General features: G+C 60.8%; 24 protein-coding genes, 1 pseudogene and 1 riboswitch. Of the genes and pseudogenes, 4 read left to right on the top strand and 21 right to left on the bottom strand.

Going from position 1 to position 23,505, the window contains the following annotated elements; genetic code table 11:
- Window positions 1–5: 5 nt before the first annotated feature.
- Window positions 6–116: riboswitch (S-adenosyl-L-homocysteine riboswitch) on the bottom strand.
- 220 nt (window positions 117–336) lie between these two features.
- Complete coding sequence (locus tag AO277_RS00210; protein WP_044317451.1) at window positions 337–732, top strand: acyl-CoA thioesterase; 396 nt, start codon at window positions 337–339, stop codon at window positions 730–732.
- A 159-nt stretch (window positions 733–891) separates the two neighbouring features.
- Here AO277_RS00210 and otnI read toward each other — a convergent pair whose 3' ends face one another.
- The 7 genes and pseudogenes from otnI to alaC form a co-directional block, all read right to left on the bottom strand.
- On the bottom strand, window positions 892–1,677 hold the full coding sequence (otnI, locus tag AO277_RS00205; protein ID WP_044317452.1) for a 2-oxo-tetronate isomerase: 786 nt from the start codon (window positions 1,675–1,677) through the stop codon (window positions 892–894).
- A gap of 22 nt (window positions 1,678–1,699) precedes the next feature.
- The gene (locus AO277_RS00200; protein ID WP_044317453.1) at window positions 1,700–3,157 is read right to left on the bottom strand and encodes a GntT/GntP/DsdX family permease; all 1,458 of its coding nucleotides are present in this window, start codon (window positions 3,155–3,157) and stop codon (window positions 1,700–1,702) included.
- Between the two features lie 135 nt (window positions 3,158–3,292).
- Window positions 3,293–3,931 (bottom strand): 3-oxo-tetronate 4-phosphate decarboxylase, encoded by a 639-nt coding sequence (gene otnC / locus AO277_RS00195; protein WP_044317454.1) that lies wholly within the window; start codon window positions 3,929–3,931, stop codon window positions 3,293–3,295.
- On the bottom strand, window positions 3,931–5,220 hold the full coding sequence (gene otnK, locus AO277_RS00190) for a 3-oxo-tetronate kinase (protein ID WP_044317455.1): 1,290 nt from the start codon (window positions 5,218–5,220) through the stop codon (window positions 3,931–3,933). The genes otnC and otnK overlap by 1 nt, the downstream gene beginning before the upstream one ends.
- Before the next feature lie 10 nt (window positions 5,221–5,230).
- Complete coding sequence (gene ltnD / locus AO277_RS00185) at window positions 5,231–6,136, bottom strand: L-threonate dehydrogenase (RefSeq protein WP_031595019.1); 906 nt, start codon at window positions 6,134–6,136, stop codon at window positions 5,231–5,233.
- Window positions 6,137–6,363: 227 nt separating this feature from the next.
- Entirely contained in the window at window positions 6,364–6,819 is a 456-nt protein-coding gene (locus AO277_RS00180) for a YkgJ family cysteine cluster protein (RefSeq protein WP_044317456.1), read from the bottom strand.
- Window positions 6,820–6,993: 174 nt separating this feature from the next.
- Window positions 6,994–8,203, bottom strand: a pseudogene (gene alaC, locus AO277_RS00175) (alanine transaminase).
- A gap of 337 nt (window positions 8,204–8,540) precedes the next feature.
- Here alaC and ilvD point away from each other — a divergent pair.
- Window positions 8,541–10,388 (top strand): dihydroxy-acid dehydratase, encoded by a 1,848-nt coding sequence (gene ilvD, locus AO277_RS00170; protein WP_044317457.1) that lies wholly within the window; start codon window positions 8,541–8,543, stop codon window positions 10,386–10,388.
- Window positions 10,389–10,457: 69 nt separating this feature from the next.
- Here the strand turns inward: ilvD and AO277_RS00165 are convergent, their stop codons facing one another.
- From AO277_RS00165 to AO277_RS00130, 8 genes are all read right to left on the bottom strand, one after another.
- Window positions 10,458–10,781: a DUF3392 domain-containing protein gene (locus AO277_RS00165; protein ID WP_002551720.1), complete on the bottom strand. Its 324-nt coding sequence runs from the start codon at window positions 10,779–10,781 to the stop codon at window positions 10,458–10,460.
- A 9-nt stretch (window positions 10,782–10,790) separates the two neighbouring features.
- The gene (hemW, locus tag AO277_RS00160; RefSeq protein WP_044317458.1) at window positions 10,791–12,005 is read right to left on the bottom strand and encodes a radical SAM family heme chaperone HemW; all 1,215 of its coding nucleotides are present in this window, start codon (window positions 12,003–12,005) and stop codon (window positions 10,791–10,793) included.
- The gene (gene rdgB, locus AO277_RS00155; protein WP_005731046.1) at window positions 12,002–12,595 is read right to left on the bottom strand and encodes an RdgB/HAM1 family non-canonical purine NTP pyrophosphatase; all 594 of its coding nucleotides are present in this window, start codon (window positions 12,593–12,595) and stop codon (window positions 12,002–12,004) included. The genes hemW and rdgB overlap by 4 nt, the downstream gene beginning before the upstream one ends.
- Before the next feature lie 33 nt (window positions 12,596–12,628).
- The gene (gene metW / locus AO277_RS00150; RefSeq protein ID WP_002551723.1) at window positions 12,629–13,249 is read right to left on the bottom strand and encodes a methionine biosynthesis protein MetW; all 621 of its coding nucleotides are present in this window, start codon (window positions 13,247–13,249) and stop codon (window positions 12,629–12,631) included.
- Window positions 13,250–13,256: 7 nt separating this feature from the next.
- Window positions 13,257–14,396, bottom strand: coding sequence for a homoserine O-succinyltransferase MetX (gene metX, locus AO277_RS00145; protein WP_002551724.1), 1,140 nt, complete (start codon window positions 14,394–14,396; stop codon window positions 13,257–13,259).
- 192 nt (window positions 14,397–14,588) lie between these two features.
- Window positions 14,589–15,179, bottom strand: coding sequence for a YggT family protein (locus AO277_RS00140; protein WP_002551725.1), 591 nt, complete (start codon window positions 15,177–15,179; stop codon window positions 14,589–14,591).
- A gap of 25 nt (window positions 15,180–15,204) precedes the next feature.
- Complete coding sequence (gene proC / locus AO277_RS00135; protein ID WP_002551726.1) at window positions 15,205–16,023, bottom strand: pyrroline-5-carboxylate reductase; 819 nt, start codon at window positions 16,021–16,023, stop codon at window positions 15,205–15,207.
- Between the two features lie 22 nt (window positions 16,024–16,045).
- Window positions 16,046–16,732, bottom strand: coding sequence for a YggS family pyridoxal phosphate-dependent enzyme (locus tag AO277_RS00130; RefSeq protein ID WP_005731051.1), 687 nt, complete (start codon window positions 16,730–16,732; stop codon window positions 16,046–16,048).
- Window positions 16,733–16,787: 55 nt separating this feature from the next.
- On the opposite strand from AO277_RS00130, the gene AO277_RS00125 reads away from it, so the two are divergent.
- Entirely contained in the window at window positions 16,788–17,822 is a 1,035-nt protein-coding gene (locus tag AO277_RS00125) for a type IV pilus twitching motility protein PilT (protein WP_004654396.1), read from the top strand.
- 94 nt (window positions 17,823–17,916) lie between these two features.
- Here AO277_RS00125 and AO277_RS00120 read toward each other — a convergent pair whose 3' ends face one another.
- Window positions 17,917–18,594, bottom strand: coding sequence for a C40 family peptidase (locus tag AO277_RS00120; RefSeq protein ID WP_002551729.1), 678 nt, complete (start codon window positions 18,592–18,594; stop codon window positions 17,917–17,919).
- A 250-nt stretch (window positions 18,595–18,844) separates the two neighbouring features.
- On the opposite strand from AO277_RS00120, the gene AO277_RS00115 reads away from it, so the two are divergent.
- A complete protein-coding gene (locus AO277_RS00115) occupies window positions 18,845–19,249 on the top strand; it encodes an NINE protein (protein WP_002551730.1) in 405 nt (134 codons plus the stop codon).
- A gap of 318 nt (window positions 19,250–19,567) precedes the next feature.
- On the opposite strand, the gene AO277_RS00105 is transcribed toward AO277_RS00115, so the two are convergent.
- The 5 genes from AO277_RS00105 to AO277_RS00085 form a co-directional block, all read right to left on the bottom strand.
- Entirely contained in the window at window positions 19,568–20,839 is a 1,272-nt protein-coding gene (locus AO277_RS00105) for a dihydroorotase (RefSeq protein ID WP_044317459.1), read from the bottom strand.
- Window positions 20,836–21,840, bottom strand: coding sequence for an aspartate carbamoyltransferase catalytic subunit (locus AO277_RS00100; protein ID WP_005731057.1), 1,005 nt, complete (start codon window positions 21,838–21,840; stop codon window positions 20,836–20,838). Before AO277_RS00100 ends, AO277_RS00105 begins: the two co-directional genes overlap by 4 nt.
- 12 nt (window positions 21,841–21,852) lie before the next feature.
- A complete protein-coding gene (pyrR, locus tag AO277_RS00095; RefSeq protein ID WP_002551733.1) occupies window positions 21,853–22,365 on the bottom strand; it encodes a bifunctional pyr operon transcriptional regulator/uracil phosphoribosyltransferase PyrR in 513 nt (170 codons plus the stop codon).
- A 98-nt stretch (window positions 22,366–22,463) separates the two neighbouring features.
- Entirely contained in the window at window positions 22,464–22,904 is a 441-nt protein-coding gene (ruvX, locus tag AO277_RS00090; protein WP_002551734.1) for a Holliday junction resolvase RuvX, read from the bottom strand.
- The gene (locus tag AO277_RS00085) at window positions 22,904–23,476 is read right to left on the bottom strand and encodes a YqgE/AlgH family protein (RefSeq protein ID WP_044317460.1); all 573 of its coding nucleotides are present in this window, start codon (window positions 23,474–23,476) and stop codon (window positions 22,904–22,906) included. Before AO277_RS00085 ends, ruvX begins: the two co-directional genes overlap by 1 nt.
- Window positions 23,477–23,505 lie beyond the last annotated feature (29 nt).

Here is a 23,505-nt window from a genome sequence, read left to right as displayed (position 1 = left end):
AAAAATGCGAATGGGCGCCGTTGTGCGTTTAAGGTTTGCCGGTCGAGGATCGTCCTGGCAAACAACGCCCCATCCGAGCCTGACAGGGAAAACCTGCTGCAGCGCCCCTCGGACAGGTGGCGGGAACGGTATCAAGCGTGGATAACCGTTTTGAAACGTTGGGCAGTATAGCTGCGCTCGCGATTCTTCCCAAGGCTTTCTGTCGGTTTAAGGGCCACACAATTGCCATCTGTCTGTAATCGAGTCGATGCACATTCGCTATGACACAGGCATGGGCGCGGGCCGTCGGCTCTGCCATCATGCACGTCTCTACCGGCCAGACGCTCAGGAGTGAACATGAATTTCCACACCCGCAAGTGGGTCAAGCCCGAAGACCTCAACCCCAACGGCACGTTGTTCGGCGGTAGCCTGCTGCGCTGGATCGATGAAGAAGCGGCGATCTACGCGATCGTTCAACTGGGTAATCAGCGGGTGGTAACCAAGTACATCTCTGAAATCAACTTTGTCAGCGCCTCGCGTCAGGGCGACATCATTGAGCTAGGCATCACCGCCACAGAATTCGGCCGCACCTCGATCACCCTCAAGTGCCAGGTGCGCAACAAGATCACCCACAAAAGCATTTTGACTGTCGAGAAGATCGTCTTCGTCAACCTAGACGAAGACGGCCAGCCAGCGCCGCATGGCCGGACTGAAATCCGCTATATAAAGGACCAGTTCGACGTAGAGGATTGATACCTCTTCAAGATCGGACGCGGAGCGTCCAGAACGGCATGCGACGCGGAGCGTCGCACGATAGTGTTCTCCCGGGCACGACAGTTACAGAATGATCGTTCCTCACGCTCCGCGTGGGAATGCCGTTCACGACGCTCCGCGTCGTCTATCCCGAGTGTTTCAGCCCTTGGCTTGTAGCTTGCGCAACCACGCCAGACCCACGCTGGTGTCGCCTTTGGGGCGGTATTCGCAGCCGATCCAGCCGCTGTAGCCCAACTCGTCGATCACATTGAACAGGTGTTCGTAGTTCAGCTCGCCAAGGTTCGGCTCATGGCGGTCCGGGACGCCTGCAATCTGAATATGGCCAATGCCCGCAAAGTCCCGGCGCAGTTTGCTGGTCAGGTCACCTTCGACGATCTGGCAGTGGTAGCAGTCGAACTGCACCTTCAGGTTGTCAGCGCCCACCAGTCTGCAGATTTCCTGTGCCTGATCCTGACGATTGAGGAAGAAGCCCGGCATGTCGCGGGTGTTGATCGGCTCGATCAGAATCGTGACGCCTGCGCCCTTGGCTTGCTCAGCCGCGAACGCGAGGTTTTCCAGATAGACCGCCTGATGACGCTCACGCAAGCTTTCATCGGCCAGCAAGCCAGCCATGACATGTACACGGTCATTGCCCAGCACCTGTGCGTACTCCAGCGCCCGCTCGATACCGCTGCGAAATTCCGCCTCACGACCCGGCAGCGTGGCAATGCCTCGCTCGCCTGCTTCCCAGTCGCCTGGCGGGGCGTTGAACAGCGCCTGCACCAGACCGTTGTCGCTCAGGCGCTGCTTGAGTTCCTGAGGGCTGTAGGCGTAGGGGAACAGGTACTCGAACGCGCCGAAACCATCGGCAGCGGCTGCGGCGAAGCGCTCAAGAAAATCATGCTGCGGGTACAGCATGCTGAGGTTGGCGGCAAAACGAGGCATGTTAACTCCAGTCTTCAAAGGGTCAGACGAATGGCCAAAGCAGCAGGGTGATCACGAAGCCCAGTGTGCCGAGCAGCGTGACCAGTACGGTCCAAGTGCGCAAGCCGTCGGCGACGTTGAGGCCTGCCAGCTTGGTGAACATCCAGTAACCGGCATCATTGATGTGCGACATGGCCAGACCGCCACCGCCCATCGCCAGGCACAATAGAGCCAGGTGGTTGGCGCTCAGGTCCAGCGTGGCGATCAGCGGGCTGAGAATGCCGGCAGTGGTCACCAGTGCGACGGTGGTCGAACCCTGAACAGCGCGCAGCAGCAGGGTCAGCAGGAAGCCCAGCGCGAGTACCGGCAGACCGGTGTTACGCAGCGCCTCGGAGACCACCGCACCAATGCCGGTGTCGACCAGCACCTTGCCGAACACGCCACCGGCACCGGCAATCAGGATCACCATCGCCACACCCGGCAAGGCCGAGCCGATCACATCGGACACCTGAGTGCGGCTCCAGCCACGACGCGAGCCCAACAGCCAGGCGCACAGCAGGGTATCGATCAGCAATGCCACAAGCGGCGCACCGAGAACGGTCAGCACTGCACGCAGCGTGGACGTGGCTGGCAGCATGGTGGTGGCCAGGGTGCCCATCAGAATCAGCACGATCGGCAACAGAATGAGCGCGATGATCAGCCCGAAACCCGGTGCAGGTGCTGGCGGCAGTTTGCTCGCCAGGCTGCTGGCGGTCTCTTCTGCGCCCAGGGTTCTGGTTTCAGTGGCTTCACGCACAGCGGAATAATCGTTGCGCGCCCAGGCTTCCAGGTCTTCGTTGGTAACGTGCGGGCCGTAGACTTCGGCGCGAATATCGTCGGTCATCGGGTAGGTCTTGCGGGTCATGCGCCCCGCGACGAAATAGCCGATCATGCACAGTACAGCAACGATCGGAATGCCCAGCATCAGCACCCGGCCCAGGTCCGCGCCCAACTGGCTGGCAGCGGCTACCGCGCCGGGGTGCGGCGTCAGGAACGCGTGCACGGCAAGCAAGGCTGCGCACATTGGCAGCGCGAAAATCAGCAGCGGCTTGCGTGCCGCCCGTGCCACGCCGTATGCCAACGGCATGAGGATGATCACGCCGACCTCGAAGAACACCGGAATACCGACCATGAAACCCGCAACGGTCAGCGCCAGAGGCGTGCGCTTGTTGCCGAAGCGGTTGATCAGGGTTTTGGCCAGCGCCTCGGCCCCGCCCGACAGCTCGATGATGCGTCCGATCATCGCGCCCAAAGCGATGATGATCGCGATGTGGCCAAGGGTCTTGCCCATGCCGCCTTCAATGGTGGTAACCAGATCGGCCGGTTTAACACCGGCGACCAGCGCCACGATAATGCTGACCAGCATCAGGGCGACGAAGGGCTGGAATTTGTACTTGAGCACCAGAAACAACAGCAGTGCGATGCCCGCACCGGCCACGACCATCAACATGAGCGGCGTCATGCCCGTGCACTCCGGTCGATGGTGGTAAAGACTGACAACGAAACAGCGGGGGAGGGGTGAGTCATGCTCTCGATTCCTGTTGTTATTGTTTTTCGACCGGGAGGCGCAATGCGCTCCCCGATCACCGTGTGCTCGTTACCACCTGGCGCCGAACACCTGACGCAGCTCTTCAAGCGCCGTCGGGTCCAGCGGTGCAGGTTTGGGGTTGCTCATCAGCCACAGACGCGCTGTTTCTTCCAGCTCTTCCAGGGCGTAGCAGGCCTTGGCCACCGAGCTTTCCCAGACCACCGGGCCGAGCCGCTCGAGCATCACGCCGCGCACACTGTTGGCCAGTTCCGCCACGCGCTCGGCGACTTTCGGCGAGCCCGGACGCTCGTAAGGGATCAGCGGGATATGCCCGACCTTCATGACCTGATACGGCGTCAGCGGCGGCAGAATGTCGTCTTCGCGCCATACGCCCGCCAGGGTCAGCGCCACCAGATGCTTCGAGTGGGTGTGCACCACGCCGCCGACCTCAGGGTTGCGGTCGTAGACTTCGCGGTGCAGGGCCAGGGTCTTGGACGGCTTGCTACCGGATACCCATTCACCGGCCAGATTGACCTTGGCGATATCGGCCGGGTCCATGCGGCCCAGGCAGGCATCGGTCGGGGTAATCAGCCAGCCGTCGTCGAGTCGTGCGCTGATGTTGCCGGCGCTGCCCACCGTATAGCCACGGCCATACAGCAGACGGCCGACGTCGCAGATTTCCTGACGCAGTGCGTTTTCGTCGATCATCAGGCCGCCCCCGCCAGTTGCTTGAGGGCTTTGGCGAAGAAGTCGCGAGCGCCGAAATTACCGGACTTGAGCGCCAGTGCCAGCGGTTGCACGCCGCTGCTGACTGTGGCCGGAACGCCCGGATCGATCTGTGCGCCGATCTGCAACAGTTGCACGCCCAGCGCCTGAACCACGGCACCGGAGGTTTCGCCACCGGCGACCACAAAGCGGCGCACACCAGCGTTCAGCAGCCCTTTGGCGATCTCGCCCAACGCGGCTTCGACCATTGCACCGGAGCGTTCAACACCCAGCTCTTTCTGCACGGCTTTGACTTCATCCGGCGTACTGGTGGCGTAGATCAACACGGTTTGCCCGGCGTCTCTGGCAAAGGCCAGCGCCTGCTCGACCACCGGCTTGCCTGCGGCCAGATCCAGCGGATTGATGCGCAGTGCAGGGCGATTGTCTTCCAGCCAGGCCGCGACCTGGCCATTGGTGGCAACCGAAGCGCTGCCCGCCAACACCACTTCGCCGCCACTGATGGCGACCTGTTTGGCGGCATCGATATCGCGCAGCTTGCCTGTCTTGCGAAAGTTACCCGGCAGGCCCAGCGCCAGACCCGAGCCACCGGTCAGCAGCGGCAAGTCGGCGCAGGCTTCGCCCAGGGTGTACAGATCGGCATCCGACAGGGCATCGGCGATCGCCATGCTCACACCTTCGGCGCGCAGCTCGGCAATTCTGTTGCGCACGCCTTCGACGCCCTGGGCAATGCTGTCATAGCGCAATAGGCCGACCTTGTGGCGGGTCTGCGCTTGCAGCACACGCACCAGATTGGCGTCGGTCATGGGCGTCAGCGGGTGGTTCTGCATGCCCGATTCGCTGAGTAACTTGTCCTGTACGAACAGATGGCCACGGAAAATCGTGCGGCCATTTTCCGGGAAGGCCGGGCAGGCGAGGGTGAAGTCGCTGTCCAGTTGCTCCAGCAGTGCTTCGCTGACCTGGCCGATGTTACCCGCGGCGGTGGAATCGAAGGTCGAGCAGTATTTGAAGAAGATCTGCTCGCAGCCGCGCTCGCGCAGCCATTCCAGCGCAGCGAGGGATTCAGCCACCGCGTCGGCGCTTGGTGTGGTACGCGATTTCAGGGCGATGACAATCGCGTCGGCGTCCAGGCCGGCAGCCATTTCGGCGCTGGGGATGCCGATGCTCTGCACGGTGCGCATACCGCCGCGCACCAGCATGTTGGCCAGGTCGGTCGCGCCGGTGAAGTCATCGGCAATGCAGCCCAGCAGCGGGCGAGCGTTGTTCAGGCTCATCAGTCGCTCCTCAGGCTTTTTCTGGCTTGGCTTTCGGCAATTCGATGCCCGGGAAAATCTTGATCACCGCCGAGTCATCCTCGCGGCCGAAACCGGCGCTGGAGGCCTGCATGAACATCTGGTGCGCGGTGGCCGACAGCGGCAGCGGGAATTTGCTGCTGCGCGCGGTATCCAGCACCAGGCCGAGGTCCTTGACGAAGATATCCACAGCCGACAGCGGCGTGTAATCGGCGTTGAGGATGTGCGGCACGCGGTTCTCGAACATCCACGAGTTACCGGCACTGTTGGTGATCACTTCGTACAGCGCGTCAGCATCGACGCCTTCACGCAGGCCGAGGGCCATGGCTTCGGCGCTGGCTGCGATGTGTACGCCAGCGAGCAACTGATTGATGATTTTGACTTTCGAGCCCAGCCCGTGGACGTCGCCCAGGCGATAGACCTTGCCGGCCATGCCATTGAGGATGGCTTCGGCCTTGGCGTAAGTCTCGGCCGGGCCGGAGGTCATCATGGTCATCTGGCCAGCGGCGGCCTTGGCGGCGCCGCCGGAGATCGGTGCATCGAGGTACAGCAGGTTCTGTGCGGCCAGACGCTCGCCCAGTTCGACGGCGAAGGTTGGCGCGACAGTGGCGCAACCGATGACCAGACTGCCCGGACGCAGTGCCGCGACCGCGCCGTTTTCACCAAACAGGACGGTTTCGGTCTGCTCGGCATTGACCACGACGGTAATGATCACATCGCAGGCAGCGGCCATGCTGGCTGGAGATTGGCAGGCAACGCCGCCTTCCTGGGCAAACGCTTCGGTCACGCTGCTGCGCACATCGCAGGCATGCACAGTGAAGCCGCTACGCAGCAACGAGCGGGCAATGCCCAGACCCATCGCACCGAGGCCGATAACGCCAACGTTTTTGCTGGTCATGCAGTAATCCTCAAAGTCAGTGCCGATGCCTGTGTCGCTGGCATTCGAGCGTTATTGTTCTGATCTGTGAATCTTATAGTGAATCAATGAGTAAATAATGTGATGTATTTTTATTTTTCACAAAAATTAACATCGATAGGCTTTTTCCATCGCGCACAAAAAAGCCCCTGTGCGGGGCTTGATTGATGTGAGCCAATATTCTGCGCGTTGCGCAGCCCTTCAAGGGGTCAGAACTTCGGCACTGGCGCGCTGGTGGCGTTTCTCAAAGAACCGCTTTCCTGACGCACGACTTCTTTGGGCTTGTACGCGCAATAACCGGGACGCGGTCCGACTTTCGGGTGGTTGCGGCAGGTGTCCGGGCGCTTGTCATAGATGGTGCACAGGCGGCTTTTACGGTCCAGGTACAGGCAGTCGTTGTTGCTCATGCGCTGCAACGTGAAGATTTCCGACTTCTGGTTGTAACGCTCGACGATGCCTTCTTTCTGCAGACGTTTGGCGATGTTCTTCGCCGGATCGCCGCGCTCGAACTCATCGACGATGCCGATGCGGATCAGGTCCTTGATCTTCACTTCTACCGGCAACGTGCAGCAACTGGACACGCAGCCCCCGCATATGTGGCTGGAGTATTTGGCCCAGGTGTCGATGCGATCGAGTTCTGCGGCGGCGATCAAGGTGGGTTTCATTTTATTTCAGAATTCCGGGTGTATCGGGGCGCGCGATCATACCGGGCCGCGGCCATTTGCAGTAAGTAAAAATTGTCGAGGCGACTGTCGGTCAGTCAGGGAAGGGCATCATCGGTATCGAGGTCCATGCCTGCCGAGCGCATTCGGTCAGCAGGCATGGCGTTCAGGTTAGCCTCAGGACTTGAGCTTGTCGTCAGCCCTGAACATGCTGCGGATGCCGCGCACGGCCTGACGGATGCGGTCCTGATTCTCGATCAGCGCGAAGCGCACGTGATCGTCGCCGTACTCACCGAAACCGATGCCCGGCGAGACACACACCTTGGCTTCGGCCAGCAGCTTCTTGGCGAACTCCAGCGAACCCAGGTGCGCATAAGCCTGTGGAATCTTCGCCCAGACGTACATCGACGCCTTGGGGTTTTCGACCATCCAGCCCAGTTCGTGCAGGCCTTTGACCAGTACGTTGCGGCGCTGGCGATACTGCTCGGCAATGTCGAGCACGCACTGCTGATCGCCTTCCAGCGCGGCAATCGCCGCCACCTGCAGTGGCGTGAAGGTGCCGTAGTCGTGGTAACTCTTGATCCGCGCAGGAGCGTTCACCAGCTCCGGGTTGCCGACCATGAAGCCAATCCGCCAGCCCGCCATGTTGTAGCTTTTGGACAGGGTGAAGAACTCGACGGCAATGTCCTTGGCACCCGGCACCTGCATGATCGACGGGGCTTTCCAGCCATCGTAGACAATATCGGCGTACGCCAGATCGTGAACCACCAGCACGTCATACTGCTTGGCCAGCGCCACCACGCGCTCGAAGAAATCCAGCTCCACACATTGCGCCGTCGGGTTGGACGGAAAGCCCAGAATCATCATCTTCGGCTTGGGAATCGAGCCGCGAATGGCTTTTTCCAGCTCGTCGAAGAAGTCCACGCCTGGCACCAGCGGCACCGATCGCACCTGGGCGCCGGCAATCACGGCACCGTAGATGTGGATCGGGTAACTGGGGTTGGGCACCAGCACCGTGTCGCCCTGATCCAGTGTGGCGAGCATCAGGTGGGCCAGGCCTTCCTTGGAACCAATGGTCACGATCGCTTCGCTTTCAGGGTCGATGTCGACCTCGTAGCGCTTCTTGTACCAGTTGGAAATGGCCCGGCGCAGGCGCGGAATGCCCCGCGAGGTGGAGTAGCCGTGGGTGTCTTCGCGCTGGGCGACGGTAATCAGTTTTTCGACAATGTGCGGCGGTGTGGCCCCGTCGGGGTTGCCCATGCTCAGGTCGATAATGTCCTCACCACGACGACGAGCAGCCATTTTCAGCTCGGCGGTGATGTTGAACACATAAGGGGGGGAGTCGATCGATGCGCGCAAAGCGGCGCGGCGAACCTTGGTCAGCCATGAGTATCTCGCAAACGTAAGCGCCCGGAACCGTCCGAGCGACGTGGCCACATGAGGCGGCCTGCCGAGGAAGATAGATGGGCTGACAGCCTTTTGTCCATCGGGATTTGCAACGCCGTGCCAAGACCGATATTCGGACCCCACCAAACCACCCGGCGGTGTAGAATCGGCGCTATTCATCGCCAGTCATCCCCGGCGGGTTTATGAGCTCAGGCCGAACACACGGTGATCCCGTGGTGTTCGGTTTCTTCGCTGCCTGCGGTCACTGCCGCTCGTTCGCGACGTCAATAGAAGCTCACTCCCTTCCTGATCAGCCTTATTTTTGCCGGAGTGTTTCAATGCCTGTTTACCGCTCGAAAACGTCCACCCACGGCCGCAACATGGCCGGCGCCCGTGCCCTGTGGCGCGCCACGGGCATGAAGGACGAAGACTTCAAAAAACCGATCATCGCCATCGCCAACTCCTTCACCCAGTTCGTACCCGGCCACGTCCACCTCAAGGACATGGGCCAGCTGGTCGCGCGTGAAGTCGAGCGCGCCGGTGGCGTGGCCAAGGAATTCAACACCATTGCGGTCGACGATGGCATCGCCATGGGCCACGACGGGATGCTCTATTCGCTGCCGAGCCGCGAGATCATTGCCGACTCGGTCGAGTACATGGTCAATGCGCATTGCGCCGACGCCATCGTGTGCATTTCCAACTGCGACAAGATCACCCCGGGCATGCTGATGGCATCGTTGCGCCTGAACATTCCGGTGATCTTCGTCTCCGGCGGGCCAATGGAAGCGGGCAAGACCAAACTGGCCAGCCACGGCCTGGATCTGGTCGATGCGATGGTCATCGCTGCTGACTCGACCGCCAGTGACGAAAAAGTCGCCGAGTACGAGCGCAGCGCCTGTCCGACCTGCGGGTCGTGTTCCGGCATGTTCACCGCCAACTCGATGAACTGCCTGACCGAAGCACTGGGTCTGGCCCTGCCGGGCAACGGTTCCGCACTCGCCACCCACAGCGACCGCGAGCAACTGTTCCTGCAGGCCGGCCGCACCATCGTTGACCTGTGCCGTCAGTACTACAAGGAAAACGATGACTCGGTGTTGCCGCGCAACATCGCCAACTTCAAGGCGTTCGAGAACGCCATGACGCTGGACATCGCCATGGGCGGTTCGACCAACACCATCCTGCACTTGCTGGCCGCTGCTCAGGAAGCCGAGATCGACTTCGACCTGCGCCACATCGACCGCCTGTCGCGCAAGGTGCCGCAGCTGTGCAAGGTCGCGCCGAACATCCAGAAGTACCACATGGAAGACGTGCACCGCGCTGGCGGGATCTTCAGCATCCTCGGCGAGCTGGCCCGTGGCGGCCTGCTGCACACCGACCTGCCGACCGTGCACAGCAAGACCTTGGCCGAAGGCATCGCCAAATGGGACATCACCCAGACTGACGAGGAGGCCGTGCACACCTTCTTCAAGGCAGGCCCGGCGGGCATCCCGACGCAGACCGCGTTCAGCCAGTCGACCCGTTGGGACAGCCTCGATGACGACCGTGAAAACGGCTGCATCCGCAGCGTAGAGCACGCCTATTCGCAAGAAGGCGGCCTGGCCGTGCTGTACGGCAACATCGCGCTGGATGGCTGCGTAGTGAAAACTGCCGGTGTCGACGAGTCGATTCACGTCTTCGAAGGCAACGCCAAAATCTTTGAAAGCCAGGACAGCGCAGTACGCGGGATTCTTGCTGACGAAGTGAAGGCTGGCGACATCGTCATCATCCGTTACGAAGGCCCGAAAGGCGGTCCGGGCATGCAGGAAATGCTCTACCCGACGTCGTACCTGAAGTCCAAAGGGCTGGGCAAGGATTGTGCGTTGCTCACCGACGGTCGTTTCTCGGGCGGTACGTCAGGCCTGTCCATCGGTCACGCTTCCCCGGAAGCGGCGGCAGGCGGTGCAATCGGTCTGGTGCGCGATGGCGACAAAGTGCTGATCGACATCCCCAACCGCTCGATCAACCTGCTGATCGACGATGCCGAGATGGCCGAGCGCCGTACTGAACAGGACAAGAAAGGCTGGAAACCTGTCGAGTCGCGTCCACGCAAAGTGACCACCGCCCTCAAGGCCTACGCCCTGCTGGCGACCAGCGCTGACAAGGGCGCGGTGCGTGACAAGGCGTTGCTGGACAAACTGGTGCCTTGATCTGCATCGGCAACACTAAAAAGCCCGGCAGAGATGCCGGGCTTTTTGCTGCGTTTGAAAAAGCAGCGCTTACTTGCGGTCCGCAATTACCCCGATCAGCACCAGCACCACCAACAGCACCGGTGCCAAGCTGTAGTTGTTGAACTGGCTCAGGCCGCGCACCACCCATGGCGTGGCGTAGATCAGTGCTGCGCCGCTGCCGACTGCGCACAGCAGAGCGATGAGCGGGATGCGCAGGGCACCGGTAATGCCGCTGATTCGCTGTTCCAGCCAGCCTTTGATGTCCGAGCCAAACAGCACCAGCAGACAGCCCACCAGCGCGAGCGCGATTTCCGAGAGATTGCTGCGGCTCCAGCGCGAGACGGTGGCGAGCAAATCGAGTACGAAATCCATGCAGGGTCCTTAGATCAGAAAGTATTGCAGCAGGTCGTTGAGGAACAGCTGGCCTTGTGGCGTGGCGATCAGGCGTGTCGGGTCCTGGTGCAGCAACCCCTTTTGTTCAGCCTGTCGACGCGCCTCGGCCAGCGAATCGAGGCTTAGACCGGTTCTTTCGCGAAATAACGCAGCGTCCACACCATTTGTCAGTCGCAGTGCGTTCATCAGGAATTCGAACGGCAATTCATCCAGCGGCAACAGCTTGGAACCGGCCTGAAACGGCTTGACCGGGTTCAGGTAATCCTTGGGCAGCCGGGTTTTCCAGGTGCGCATGATGCGCCCGTCCGGGTGGCTCAGCTTGCCGTGTGCGCCTGCGCCGATGCCGATGAAATCACCGAACGCCCAATAGTTGAGGTTATGCCGCGCCGGTTTTCCGGGCTGTGCATAAGCCGACACTTCGTATTGCGCGTAGCCATGAGTGGCCAGCAAGTGCTGTCCGGTTTCCTGAATGTCCCAAAGAATGTCGTCTTCGGGCAGCACCGGTGGCTGATTCCAGAACACCGTGTTGGGTTCCAGGGTCAGTTGATACCAGGACAGATGAGTCGGGGCGAGGGCGATGGCCTGGCGCAGATCGTCCAGCGCTTCGTCCTGGGACTGGTCCGGCAGGCCGTGCATAAGGTCCAGGTTGAAGTTGTCGAAACCGGCCTGACGCGCCATGTCGGCGGCACGAATTGCTTCGTCGCCATTGTGGATGCGGCCCAGCGCCTTGAGTTTGGACTCCTGAAAGCTCTGAATGCCGATCGACAGTCGATTGATGCCCAGACCGCGATAGGCGCTGAATTTGACCTGTTCAAAGGTGCCGGGGTTGGCTTCCAGGGTAATTTCGATGTCGCTGGCAAAGCGGATGCGTTGTTCCACGCCCTTGAGCAGGCGGCCCAGTGCGTCTGCGCTGAACAGGCTTGGCGTACCGCCACCAAAGAAGATCGATTGCAGTTCGCGGCCATAGACGTGCGGCAGGTCAAGGTCCAGGTCGGCGAGCAGGGCGTCGACGTATTCCTGTTCCGGCAATACCGGGCTGGCAGTGTGCGAATTGAAGTCGCAGTACGGGCATTTGCGCACGCACCACGGAATATGGATGTACAGCGACAGCGGTGGCAGGTGCGGCAGCGCAGGGCGTGGGCTTTCTGACGAGAAACCGCTCTCGCCGAGAAACAGCGGCTGCGCAGGCGAATCGTGGGTCATTGCAGACCCAGGCGTTGCCGCAACAGGACCATGGCGCGGGCGCGGTGGCTGAGCTGGTTCTTCTCGGTCGGGCCCAGTTCGGCACTCGAGCAGTTGCGCTCCGGCACCCAGAACAGCGGGTCATAGCCGAAGCCGTGTTCACCGCTGGCGGCGTGCAGGATGCGCCCGTGCCACAGCCCTTCACAGAGGATCGGCAATGGATCGTCGGCGTGGCGTACCAGCGCCAATACGCAGACGAACTGTGCACCACGCTGCTCGTCCGGCACGTCTTTGAGCGCTTCCAGCAGCTTGGCGTTGTTGGCGGCATCGCCTTGGCCATCGGCGTAACGCGCGGAATAGATACCCGGCGCACCGCCGAGAAAGTCCACCGCCAGCCCCGAGTCGTCGGCCAGCGCCGGCAGCCCGGAAAGGCGTGAGGCATTGCGTGCCTTGAGGATTGCATTCTCGACGAATGACAGGCCGGTTTCTTCCGGCTCTACCAGGCTGAACTCACTGACCGAGCGCAGCGTTACGCTGCCGCCGAGCATGGCCTGGAGTTCCTTGAGTTTGCCGCCATTGTGGCTGGCCAGTACGAGTTGTGTGAGGTTCATGGTTGGCCTGTCGTGGTGCTTGAAAACGGTCGGTTAAACGGCAATCCTGTGGTCCGTCAGCCCTGGGCTGGTGACGCGGTAGATGCCGATCTCGCCGAGCAGATTGGGCCAGAGTTTGCTGGCCCAGCCGTGGCGATGCTGTTGATCGACGGCCAGCCTGTCGAGCACCTTTGCATCGCGTTCACGGCACAGTTCTTCGAAATCGCCGAAGGTGCAGAAGTGGATGTTCGGCGTGTTGTACCAGGTATACGGCAGAAATTCGGACACCGGCATGCGGCCCTTGCTCGCCAGGTACCAGCGGCAGCGCCAGTGACCGAAGTTCGGGAAGGTGATGATGCACTGGCGCCCGACGCGCAGCATCTCGTCGAGGATTCGGTCCGGGTAATGCACCGCTTGCAGGGCCTGAGTCATGACCACGACATCGAAACTGTTGCTTGCAAAGTTACCCAGACCCTTGTCGAGGTCCTGCTCGATGACGTTGATGCCCTTGGCGACACACTCGGCGATGTTGGCAGCGTCGTTTTCCAGCCCGTAACCGGTGACCTGCTTGTGGTCACGCAGCCAGGTCAGCAATTCGCCGTCACCGCAGCCCAGGTCGAGCACGCGGCTGCCCGCGGGAATCCATTCCTGAATGATTTCCAGATCGGCTCTCATGACGTCCTCACAACGAAATTCGGTTCATGTAATTACCGAAAGCCTGCAAGTAGCGCGGAATCGGGATCAGAAAGGCGTCGTGGCCCTGCGGTGCGTCGATTTCCAGGTAACAGACGTCCTTGCGCGCGGCCATCAGTGCGTCCACCAGTTCCCGCGAGCGGGCCGGCGAGAAGCGCCAGTCGGTAGTAAACGACATCACGCAGAATTTGGCGGTGGCATTGGCGAAGGTCTTGGCCAAGTCGTCGTTGAAGTTCGCCGCAGGATCGAAGTAATCCAGTGCCTTGGTCATCAACAGGTAGGTATTGGCGTCGAAACGCCCGGAAAATTCTTCACCCTGATAACGCAGGTAGCTCTCGACCTGAAACTCGACGCTGTGGAAGTCGTAGTTGAGTTTTTCGCTCTTCAGACCCCGGCCGAATTTCTCGCCCATCGAGTCATCCGACAGGTAGGTGATGTGCCCGACCATCCGTGCCAGCATCAGGCCGCGTTTAGGGATCACTCCGCGTTCCTGGAACGAACCACCGTGGAATTCGGGGTCGGTGAGAATGGCCTGACGCGCCACCTCGTTGAACGCGATGTTCTGTGCCGACAGCTTGGGGGCAGAGGCGATCGCCAGGCAATGGCGCACGCGATCCGGGTAGCTGATGGTCCATTGCAGCGCCTGCATGCCACCCAGACTGCCGCCAATCACCGCGGCCCACGTGTCGATGCCGAGCAGATCCGCCAGCCGGGCCTGACTGTTGACCCAGTCTTCCACGGTCACCACCGGGAAGTTGGCGCCGAACGGCTTGCCGGTGTCCGGGTCGATACTGCTCGGGCCGGTAGAGCCGTTGCAGCCGCCCAGGTTGTTGAGGCTGACGACGAAGAACGTGTTGGTGTCGATAGGCTTGCCAGGGCCGATGCAACTGTCCCACCAGCCCGGTTTGCGGTCATCGGCGCTGTGGAAGCCTGCGGCATGGTGATGCCCGGACAGCGCGTGGCAGATCAGCACGGCATTGCTGCGTGCGGCGTTGAGCTGACCGTAGGTTTCGTAAATCAGGTCATAGGCCGGCAACGAACGACCGCAGGCCAGCGCCAGAGGCTCGCTGAAGTGCGCCGTCTGTGGTGTGACCAGTCCGACAGAATCGTGAGGGAATACCGTGGGCATCGACCCTGCTCTCGCATAAATGAGGCGTAAGTCTAAAGACCGCGGGGTGCAGCGGCAATAAGCGATGTTGTGAGGCACAAATCAGCTGCACCTCGGGACAGGACGCAGAGCGTCCAGAACGGCATGCGACGCGGAGCGTCGCACGATAGTTGAGGTGATCGTTCCGCACGCTCCAGCGTGGAACAAGATTGCTTACATCAGCAACCGCAGCACATCCGGCATGTTGCTCATGGCGGCGAGGTTGTTGATGACCAGCATGTCCAGCAGCTTGAGCACCAGAAACGCCAGGATCGGCGAGATATCCAGCCCGCCCAGGTTCGGAACGATCTTGCGGAACGGTGCCAGGGCGGGTTCACAGATCTGGTTGACCAGCTCTGCGCCGGGGTTGCTGCTACCCGGTGCTACCCACGACAGAATCACGCTGATGATCAGGGCAAAGAAGAATATCTTCAGAAACAGTGCGGTTACGCCGATGATCGACCAGAGCAGCAGGTGCAGCGGATCGCCCGTGGTGCCGAACATCAGCAGCAGGGTCAGGGCCATCAGCACCATCTGCACGATGATCGCCAGTACCAGCGAAGACATGTCCAGCCCGCCCAGGCTCGGGATGATGCGCCGCAGCGGCTTGAGCAACGGCTGGGTGGCGCGCACTATGAACTGGCACAGCGGGTTGTAGAAATTGGCCCGCACCAGTTGCAGCACAAAGCGCAACAGCACGATCAGCAGGTAAAGACTGCCAAGCGTTTGCAGGACGTAAATTGCAGCGGTGTTCAATCCGATCATCGATCTGCTCCAGAAAACCCGAAAATTATTTGCCCAGTTGCTCAGCCAGCTCGGCTGCACGATGATCTGCGGCAGTCAGTGCCGTTTCCACCAGTGCTTCGAAGCCGCCTGCCTGAAATGCCTTGATGGCCGCCTCGGTGGTCCCGCCTGGCGAGGCGACACGACGACGCAGCTCGCCCGCGCCCACATCACTGCCGGTCGCGATCAGTGCCGAGCCCAGTGCGGTTTGCAGAGTCAGCTTTTTCGCGATGTCTTCCGGCAGGCCCAGTTTTACACCTGCCGCGGTCATCGCTTCCATCATCAAAAAGAAGTACGCAGGGCCACTGCCAGACACGGCCGTTACAGCGTCCATGTGTTTTTCCTGCTCGACCCAGACTGCCACACCGACGGCCGACAGCAGTTGCTCGGCCTGCTCGCGTTGTTCGGCAGTGACCTTGTCGGTCGCATACAGCCCGCTGGCACCCTGACGCAGCAGTGATGGGGTATTGGGCATGCAGCGCACCACCGGCTGATCGCCAAGCCATTGAGTCAGGCTGGCGCAGGTAATGCCGGCTGCGACCGAAACAATCAACTGATTGGCTTCAAGGCTGGACTTCAACGCCTGGCAGACGTTTTTCATCATCTGCGGCTTGACCGCCAGCACCACGACATCTGCGCCCTTGATCGCCTCGGCGTTGTCGGCAAATACCTGGATGCCATGATCGTTGGCGATGCGTTCGCGGGTTTCGGCACCCGGCGCGCTGGCACAGATCAGTGCCGCGTCCACGCCTTGGGCGCGCAGGCCGCCGATCAGGCTGGCAGCCATGTTTCCGGCACCGACGAAGGCAATACGAGTCTTGCTCATGAAGGGGTCCTTATGGGGAAGGTTATGGCTGACCATAGTCGCGGGCGCCAAAGAGAGCTGTGCCGATACGCACCCAGGTTGCGCCTTGTGCAATGGCGGCTTCCAGGTCGTGGCTCATGCCCATGGAAAGTGTGTCGAGCGCCAGGTTCAATTGCTCCTGCAACGTGCGCACAGCGGCGAACGAGGCATGCTGAGCAGCAGGGTCGTCTGTGGGCTCGGGGATCGCCATGAGGCCACGCAATTTCAGTCGCGGCAGGGCGATGATGGCGGCGGCCAGTGCCGGCAGGTCCTGAGGCGTGCAGCCCGACTTGCTGGCTTCGCCACTGACGTTCACCTGAATGCAGATGTTCAGTGGTTCAAGCGCCTCGGGGCGTTGCTCGGACAGGCGTTGGGCGATTTTCAGGCGGTCCACGGAATGTACCCAGGCGAAGTTCTCGGCGATAGCGCGCGTCTTGTTCGATTGAATGGGGCCGATGAAGTGCCAGCACAAGGGCAGGTCGCTCAGTTCGAGCTGTTTGCCCAATGCTTCCTGTAAATAATTTTCGCCAAAGTTGCGCAAGCCTGCGGTGTAAGCTTCACGCAGGTCGCCGGCGGGCTTGGTTTTGCTCACCGCCAGCAGGCCGACGGACGCCGGTTCGCGGTTGGCGGCGAGGGCTGCGTCGCGAATTCGTTGTTCGAGCGTTGAAATGTTCGCTGCTATCGTGGACATTGATTTGCGCCAGCAGGGCTAAAGTCTGCGGCATTCTATGTGATTGAGGAGCTGTATGGATATTACCGAGCTGCTGGCCTTCAGTGCCAAACAGGGCGCGTCGGACTTGCACCTCTCTGCAGGTCTGCCACCGATGATCCGCGTAGACGGCGATGTGAGGCGTATCAACCTGCCCCCGCTGGACGCCAAGGAGGTCAAGGCGCTGATCTACGACATCATGAACGACAAGCAACGGCAGGATTTCGAGGAGCGTCTGGAAACCGACTTTTCCTTTGAAGTGCCGGGCGTTGCGCGTTTCCGGGTCAATGCATTCAACCAGAATCGCGGCGCAGGCGCGGTGTTTCGTACCATCCCCTCGAAAATCCTGAGCATGGAAGACTTGGGGATGGGCAGTGTGTTTCGGAAGATTACCGACGTGGCACGCGGCCTGATTCTGGTCACCGGGCCAACCGGCTCAGGCAAGTCGACGACGCTGGCGGCGATGATCGACTACCTCAATTGCAACAAGCATCACCACATCCTGACCATCGAGGACCCGATCGAATTCGTCCACGAGTCGAAGAAGTGCCTGGTCAACCAGCGCGAGGTGCACCGCGACACACTGGGCTTCTCGGAGGCGCTGCGCTCGGCGTTGCGTGAAGACCCGGACGTGATTCTGGTCGGTGAGATGCGTGACCTGGAGACCATCCGCCTGGCGCTGACCGCGGCTGAAACCGGCCACTTGGTATTCGGCACGCTGCACACCACGTCAGCAGCCAAGACCATCGACCGGATCGTCGATGTGTTTCCGGCGCAGGAAAAATCGATGATTCGCTCGATGCTCTCCGAGTCATTGCACGCCGTGGTTTCGCAGGCGCTGCTCAAGAAGGTCGGCGGCGGACGCGTGGCAGCGCATGAAATCATGATGGGCACCCCAGCCATCCGTAACCTGATTCGCGAGGACAAGGTGGCGCAGATGTATTCGTCTATCCAGACCGGCGGTTCGATGGGCATGCAGACGCTGGACATGTGCCTGGCCGATCTGGTGAAGAAGGGGCTGATCACCCGCGAAAGCGCGCGCGAACGTGCCAAGGTGCCGGATAACTTCTGATCGCAGGGAGGCTGCAGGAACGAAAAAGGGGTCTTGAACGCGTTCAAGACCCCTTTTTCAGATGCAGCTTGCGGACTGCGGATTCACGCCAGGATCAGCGCTGAACCACGCGCATCTGGCCGGGCTGTTTTGGCAGAACGCGCTTGGCGATCTTGTAGTGACTGTTCCAGTACGGTTTGTTCAGCGTATCGACAGTTACCGCCTTGCCACGGCGCGGCGCATGAACGAACTTGTTGTCGCCCAGGTAAATGGCGACGTGGTTGATGTTGCGGCTCTTGATATTGAAGAACAGCAGGTCACCGGGTTTCAGATCCTTGCGATCCACCGTCTGACCATGACCCTGGGCCATGGCATTGGAGGTGCGTGGTAGGTCGACCTCACGCACATCCGTGTAGGCATATTTGACCAGCCCGCTGCAGTCCAGGCCCTTGCCGGGCGTGGTGCCGCCCCAGCGGTAAGGCGTACCGACAGCCTGCAGGGCGCGTTTTACGACGGCATTGCCCTGTTTGGCAGGGACAGCAGCCGACGCCTGCAAGGTGGCCTTGCTGGCGTTCTTGCGTGAAACAGGCTTGGAGGCGCGGGCGTTTTTGGGGTGAACGGATACTGGTGTGGCTTCCTGAGGTGCATTGCGAGTCGCGAGTGCCGGTGAAGAGTGACTTTTGGCGGTGTAGCCCGTGAAGCTCGCAGGAAGTTGTTGCTCACGATTGGTGGCGTGGGCGGCCAGTGGCATAAAAAGGCAAATGGTTAGCCATGTCTTGAAAAAAGGACGCATTCGGCAGGGCTCGTAGTGGTCAGCGCGCAACTTTATAACAGCTTTTTCGGAAAATCTGACCCCATTTGTCGAGCGCATCACACTGATATCATTGCGTTTTATGCGACAGACTCTTTCTTTTTTCTTGCTAATCCCTTTAACGACAAGGGCTTGGCGGCATAAAACCGCCTCGTGTGCCATACGTCGGAAGAGGGAAACCAAGTCACAAATTTGTTATGTATTTTTTTCTATCAGCGCAAAGAGGGTAAAAATGAACGCCTATCGTTCGGACACGCACAGCAAGGTCATGGGCTACCTGATGTGGATTTTCGGGTTCCTGGGGGCGCATCGCTTTTACTACGGCAAGCCGGTGACCGGGACCATCTGGTTCTTCACCTTCGGTCTGTTTGGTATCGGCTGGCTGATCGACCTGTTTCTGATCCCTTCGATGGACCGCGAAGCCGACCTGCGCTTTACCTCAGGTTCCACCGATTACAGCCTGGCGTGGATCCTCCTGACCTTCCTGGGCCTGTTTGGTGTGCACCGCATGTATCAGGGCAAGTGGATCACCGGCATTATCTACCTGTGCACGGGCGGGTTGTTTCTCTTGGGGATTCTGTATGACTTCTGGACCCTGAATGACCAGATCTCGATGAAGAACGCCCAGCGCGGGTGAGGCTTGCTCAGCGGCGGACGCAGAGCGTCAGGGCTTCTGCCCGCAGGGCGTGGGAGCGAACTTGTTCGCGAATGGGCCGTTACATTCACCGAAAGTTCATCGATTGAATTACAGTCTTCGCGGACAAGTCCGCTCCTACAGAAGCCCCATCATTAAAGCCTCTGGCCGAAGGGCGTGGGAGCGAACTTGTTCGCGAAGGGGGCTTTATGATCGCCGAGAATACATCGACTGACACACTGTCTTCGCGGACAAGCGAAGCGTCGCCCGGTCCGCTTCTACAGAGGTCTCGCTCTCCTTCGCTGGTCTGAGCGTAGTGCCTCAACGGCTGTAACTGATCCGTCCATCCACCAGCGTGTAGCGTATCGAGCCGGGCAGGCAGTGGCCGATGAATGGGCAGTTTTCGCCTTTTGACAGCCAGGTCTCGCCCGCAACCGTCGAGGCGGCAGGGTCGAACAGGACGATATCCGCTGGCGCACCGGCACTCAGCTTGCCGGCCGGCAGGCGCAGCGCCGCGGCGGGGCCGCTGCTCAGGCGCGCGATCAGGGTCGGCAGGTCGAGCAGGCCGTCATCCACCAGCGTCATGGCCAGCGGCAACAGCAACTCCACACTGCTGATGCCCGGTTCCGTAGCGCCAAACGGTGCCAGCTTGGCGTCACGCTCATGCGGCTGGTGATGGCTGGAAATCGCCTGAATGACACCGCTCTTCACCGCTTCACGCAGACCATCGCGGTCTGCGCGAGTGCGCAGTGGCGGCTGGACGTGATAGAGGCTGGAGAAGTCGATCAGCGCCTCGTCAGTCAGAATCAACTGATACAACGCCACATCCGCTGTCACTGGCAGACCTCGTGCCTGCGCCTGGGCAATCAGCGCCGCACCACGCGCACTGGTCAACTGGCTGAAATGTGCGCGCACACCGCTTTGCTCGACCAGCAACAGGTCGCGAGCCAGCGCCACTGTCTCGGCCGTCTCGGGGATGCCCGCCAGACCCAGAAACGCCGCCGTCGCGCCATCGTGCGCCAGACCGCCTTCGGCCAGATCACGATCCTGCGAATTGAAAATCACCGTCAGGTCGAAGGTGGCCGCATATTCCAGCGCCCGGCACAGCGTACGGGTGTTGCTGAAGCTGCTCAGACCGTTGCCGAACGCCACGCAGCCAGCGTCGCGCAGGGCGATCAACTCTGCCAGTTGTTCGCCTTCCAGGCCCTTGCTCAGTGCGCCAACAGGAAACACCTTGCTGAAACCGGCTTCACGGGCGCGGTCCAGAATCAGTTCGGCCACCGCCGAGGTGTCGAGCACCGGTTTGGTCTGCGGCGGGCAGCACAGGCTGGTCACGCCGCCTGCCACCGCCGCGCGGGTTTCGCTGGCGATGCTGCCTTTGCGGCTGTAGCCCGGCTCGCGCAGGGACACGTTGAGGTCGACCAGACCGGGTGCTGCGACCAGTCCGGCAGCATCGATGATCTGGGTGGGCTCGAAACCCTCCGGGGCGGCACCGATAGCGGTGAGCTTGCCTGCTTCAACATGCAGGTCGGTAACCTGATCCATCCCGCTGACCGGGTCGATGACGCGAGCGCCGAGGATGCTGAGCTTCACTGGGCGTTCTCCTGTTCGAATTGACGTTGTGCGTTTTGCCCGCTCATGGCCATGGACAGCACTGCCATGCGGATTGCGATGCCGTAGGTCACTTGATTGAGAATCACCGAATGCGCGCCGTCGGCCACTGCCGATTCGATCTCCACGCCGCGGTTGATCGGGCCGGGGTGCATGACAATCGCATCCGGCTTCGCGGCCGCAAGGCGCGCGGTGGTCAGGCCGAACAGACGGTAGAACTCGCCTTCGCTGGGCAGCAGTCCACCGGTCATGCGTTCGCGTTGCAGGCGCAGCATGATCACCACGTCCACGTCCTTCAAACCTTCGTTGAGGTCGGTGTAGACCTTCACCCCGTATTGTTCGACGCCGACCGGCAGCAGGGTTTTCGGCCCTATCACGCGGATGTCCGGGCAGCCGAGCGCCTGGAGTGCGAGCATGTTGGAGCGTGCTACCCGTGAATGCAGGATGTCGCCGACGATGGCCACCGACAGGTTTTCAAAGCCGCCCTTGTGCCGACGAATCGTCAGCATGTCGAGCATGCCCTGGGTCGGGTGTGCGTGGCGGCCATCGCCGCCGTTGATGATCGCGACATCCGGGCATACGTGTTCGGCGATGAAGTGCGCAGCGCCTGAATCTGCGTGACGCACAACGAACATGTCGGCGGCCATCGCCTCAAGGTTGCGCAAGGTATCGAACAGCGTTTCGCCTTTGCTGGTGGACGAGGTCGAGACGTTCAGCGTGATCACGTCGGCCGACAGCCGCTGCGCAGCCAGTTCAAAGGTGGTGCGGGTACGGGTGGAGTTCTCGAAGAACACGTTGCACACCGTCTTGCCGCGCAACAACGGGACTTTCTTGACCGCCCGGGCGCCGACTTCAAGGAACGAGTCGGCCGTGTCGAGAATTTCGGTAAGCAGCTCGCGGGGCAAGCCGTCCAGAGACAGGAAATGGCGCAGCTGGCCCAAGTGGTTGAGCTGCAGCGGGCGCTTGGCGTCGAGAGGCGTCATCGCAATGGACTCTTAAAGGGCGGTGGAGAGGTCTTGAAGTTCGAGCGCCAGCGGCTCTGGGCCGGACAGCTTGATGCGTTCATCGGGTGCCAGCGACAGAGTCGCGCCAACCACATTCGGGCGGATCGGCAGTTCACCGGCGTCCAGGTCCAGCAGGCAGACCAGCGTGACGCTGGCCGGGCGGCCGTAGTCGAACAGTTCATTGAGGGCGGCGCGGACAGTACGACCACTCATCAGCACGTCATCGATCAGCACCAGATGCTGCCCTTCTATTTCGAACGGCAGGTCCGAAGGTCGCACTTGAGGGTGCAGGCCGTTCTGGCTGAAGTCATCGCGATAGAACGAAACGTCCAGGGTGCCGAGCGGAGCGGGGTTGTTCAGTGCCTTTAGCAGCGCCTGGGCAACCCATACACCGCCAGTGCGGATACCAATGAAACGAGGGTCGCTGATGCCGCGCTTGCTCAGGTGAGCGTTCAGGTCAGTGGCCATCTGACGAATCAGTTCGGCGGGATCGGGCAGGCTCATGGTTGCTCCTTAGAGGCTCGGGCAGCGTCGGTCCGTGGCGCGATGCTCAAGCGATAACGTGGAATCCGGGTATCTCGAAGCGATAAAGGCAGAAAAAGTCACACATTCAACAGTTCGGGGTGCTCATCCAGCCAGCCTTGCAGCAATAGCGCAGCGGCAATGGCATCCACCGGATTGTCGCGATAGCTGCCCTTCTGGCCGCCGCGCGCCATGCGCTCGCCCTTGGCTTCGAAGGTGGTCAGGCGTTCATCATGGGTGTAGACCGTTACACCAAAGCGTCCGTTGAGCTTGCGCGAAAACTTTTCCGCGCGCGCGCTCATGTCGCTGGGCGTGCCGTCCATGTTCAACGGCAGACCCACCACGATCGCATCAGGTTTCCACTCGTTGATCAGCGCCTGGACCTTGTCCCAGTCCGGCACGCCATTCTGCGCCTTGAGCGTGCAGAGTTCACGTGCCTGGCCGGTAATCGCCTGGCCGACTGCAACGCCGATCTGTTTGGTGCCGTAATCAATCCCCAGCAGCAGCCGTAAAGCGGCCATCAAGCGTGTCCTGCCTGGGTCGATATGAGGTTGAGATTGATGCCTAGGCGTCTGGCTGCCGCATCCAGGCGTTGCTCGCTGTCGACATCGAACAGGATGGCCGGGTCTAACGAGCAGGTCAGCCAGGCATTATCGGCCATTTCCGCATCCAGTTGGCCTGCGTCCCACCCTGCATAGCCGAAGGTGATCACATTTTGATCAGGCCCGTATCCATCAGCGATGGAAAACAGCACGTCCTGGGAGGTCGATAGCGAAATCCCGCCGGGAAGATTGACTGTGGCCTGAAACGTCTGGCCGCTGGGATGCAGGACAAAGCCGCGATCGGTCTGCACCGGGCCACCCGAATGTATGGCGATTTCCTGGCAGCGTTTGGGCGCAGGAAGCTCCGGTCGCAGTTGTTCGAGTACATCCGCCAAGGTCAGGCTTTGCGGGCGGTTGATCACCAGCCCCATTGCGCCATTGGCGTTGTGCTCGACAACGTAGGTCAAGGTCTGAGCAAAGTTCTCGTCGTGCATGTGCGGCATGGCGATCAGGAACTGGTGCTTTAGATAACTCGGGGAGACTTTTTTCATGAGTCCTAGTTTGGCGTTGCCTTGCGCGC

Origin of the sequence: Pseudomonas amygdali, from assembly GCF_002699855.1 — a bacterium.
GTDB classification, from domain to species: Bacteria; Pseudomonadota; Gammaproteobacteria; order Pseudomonadales; family Pseudomonadaceae; genus Aquipseudomonas; species Aquipseudomonas amygdali.
This window is presented reverse-complemented; position numbering and strand designations above follow the sequence as displayed.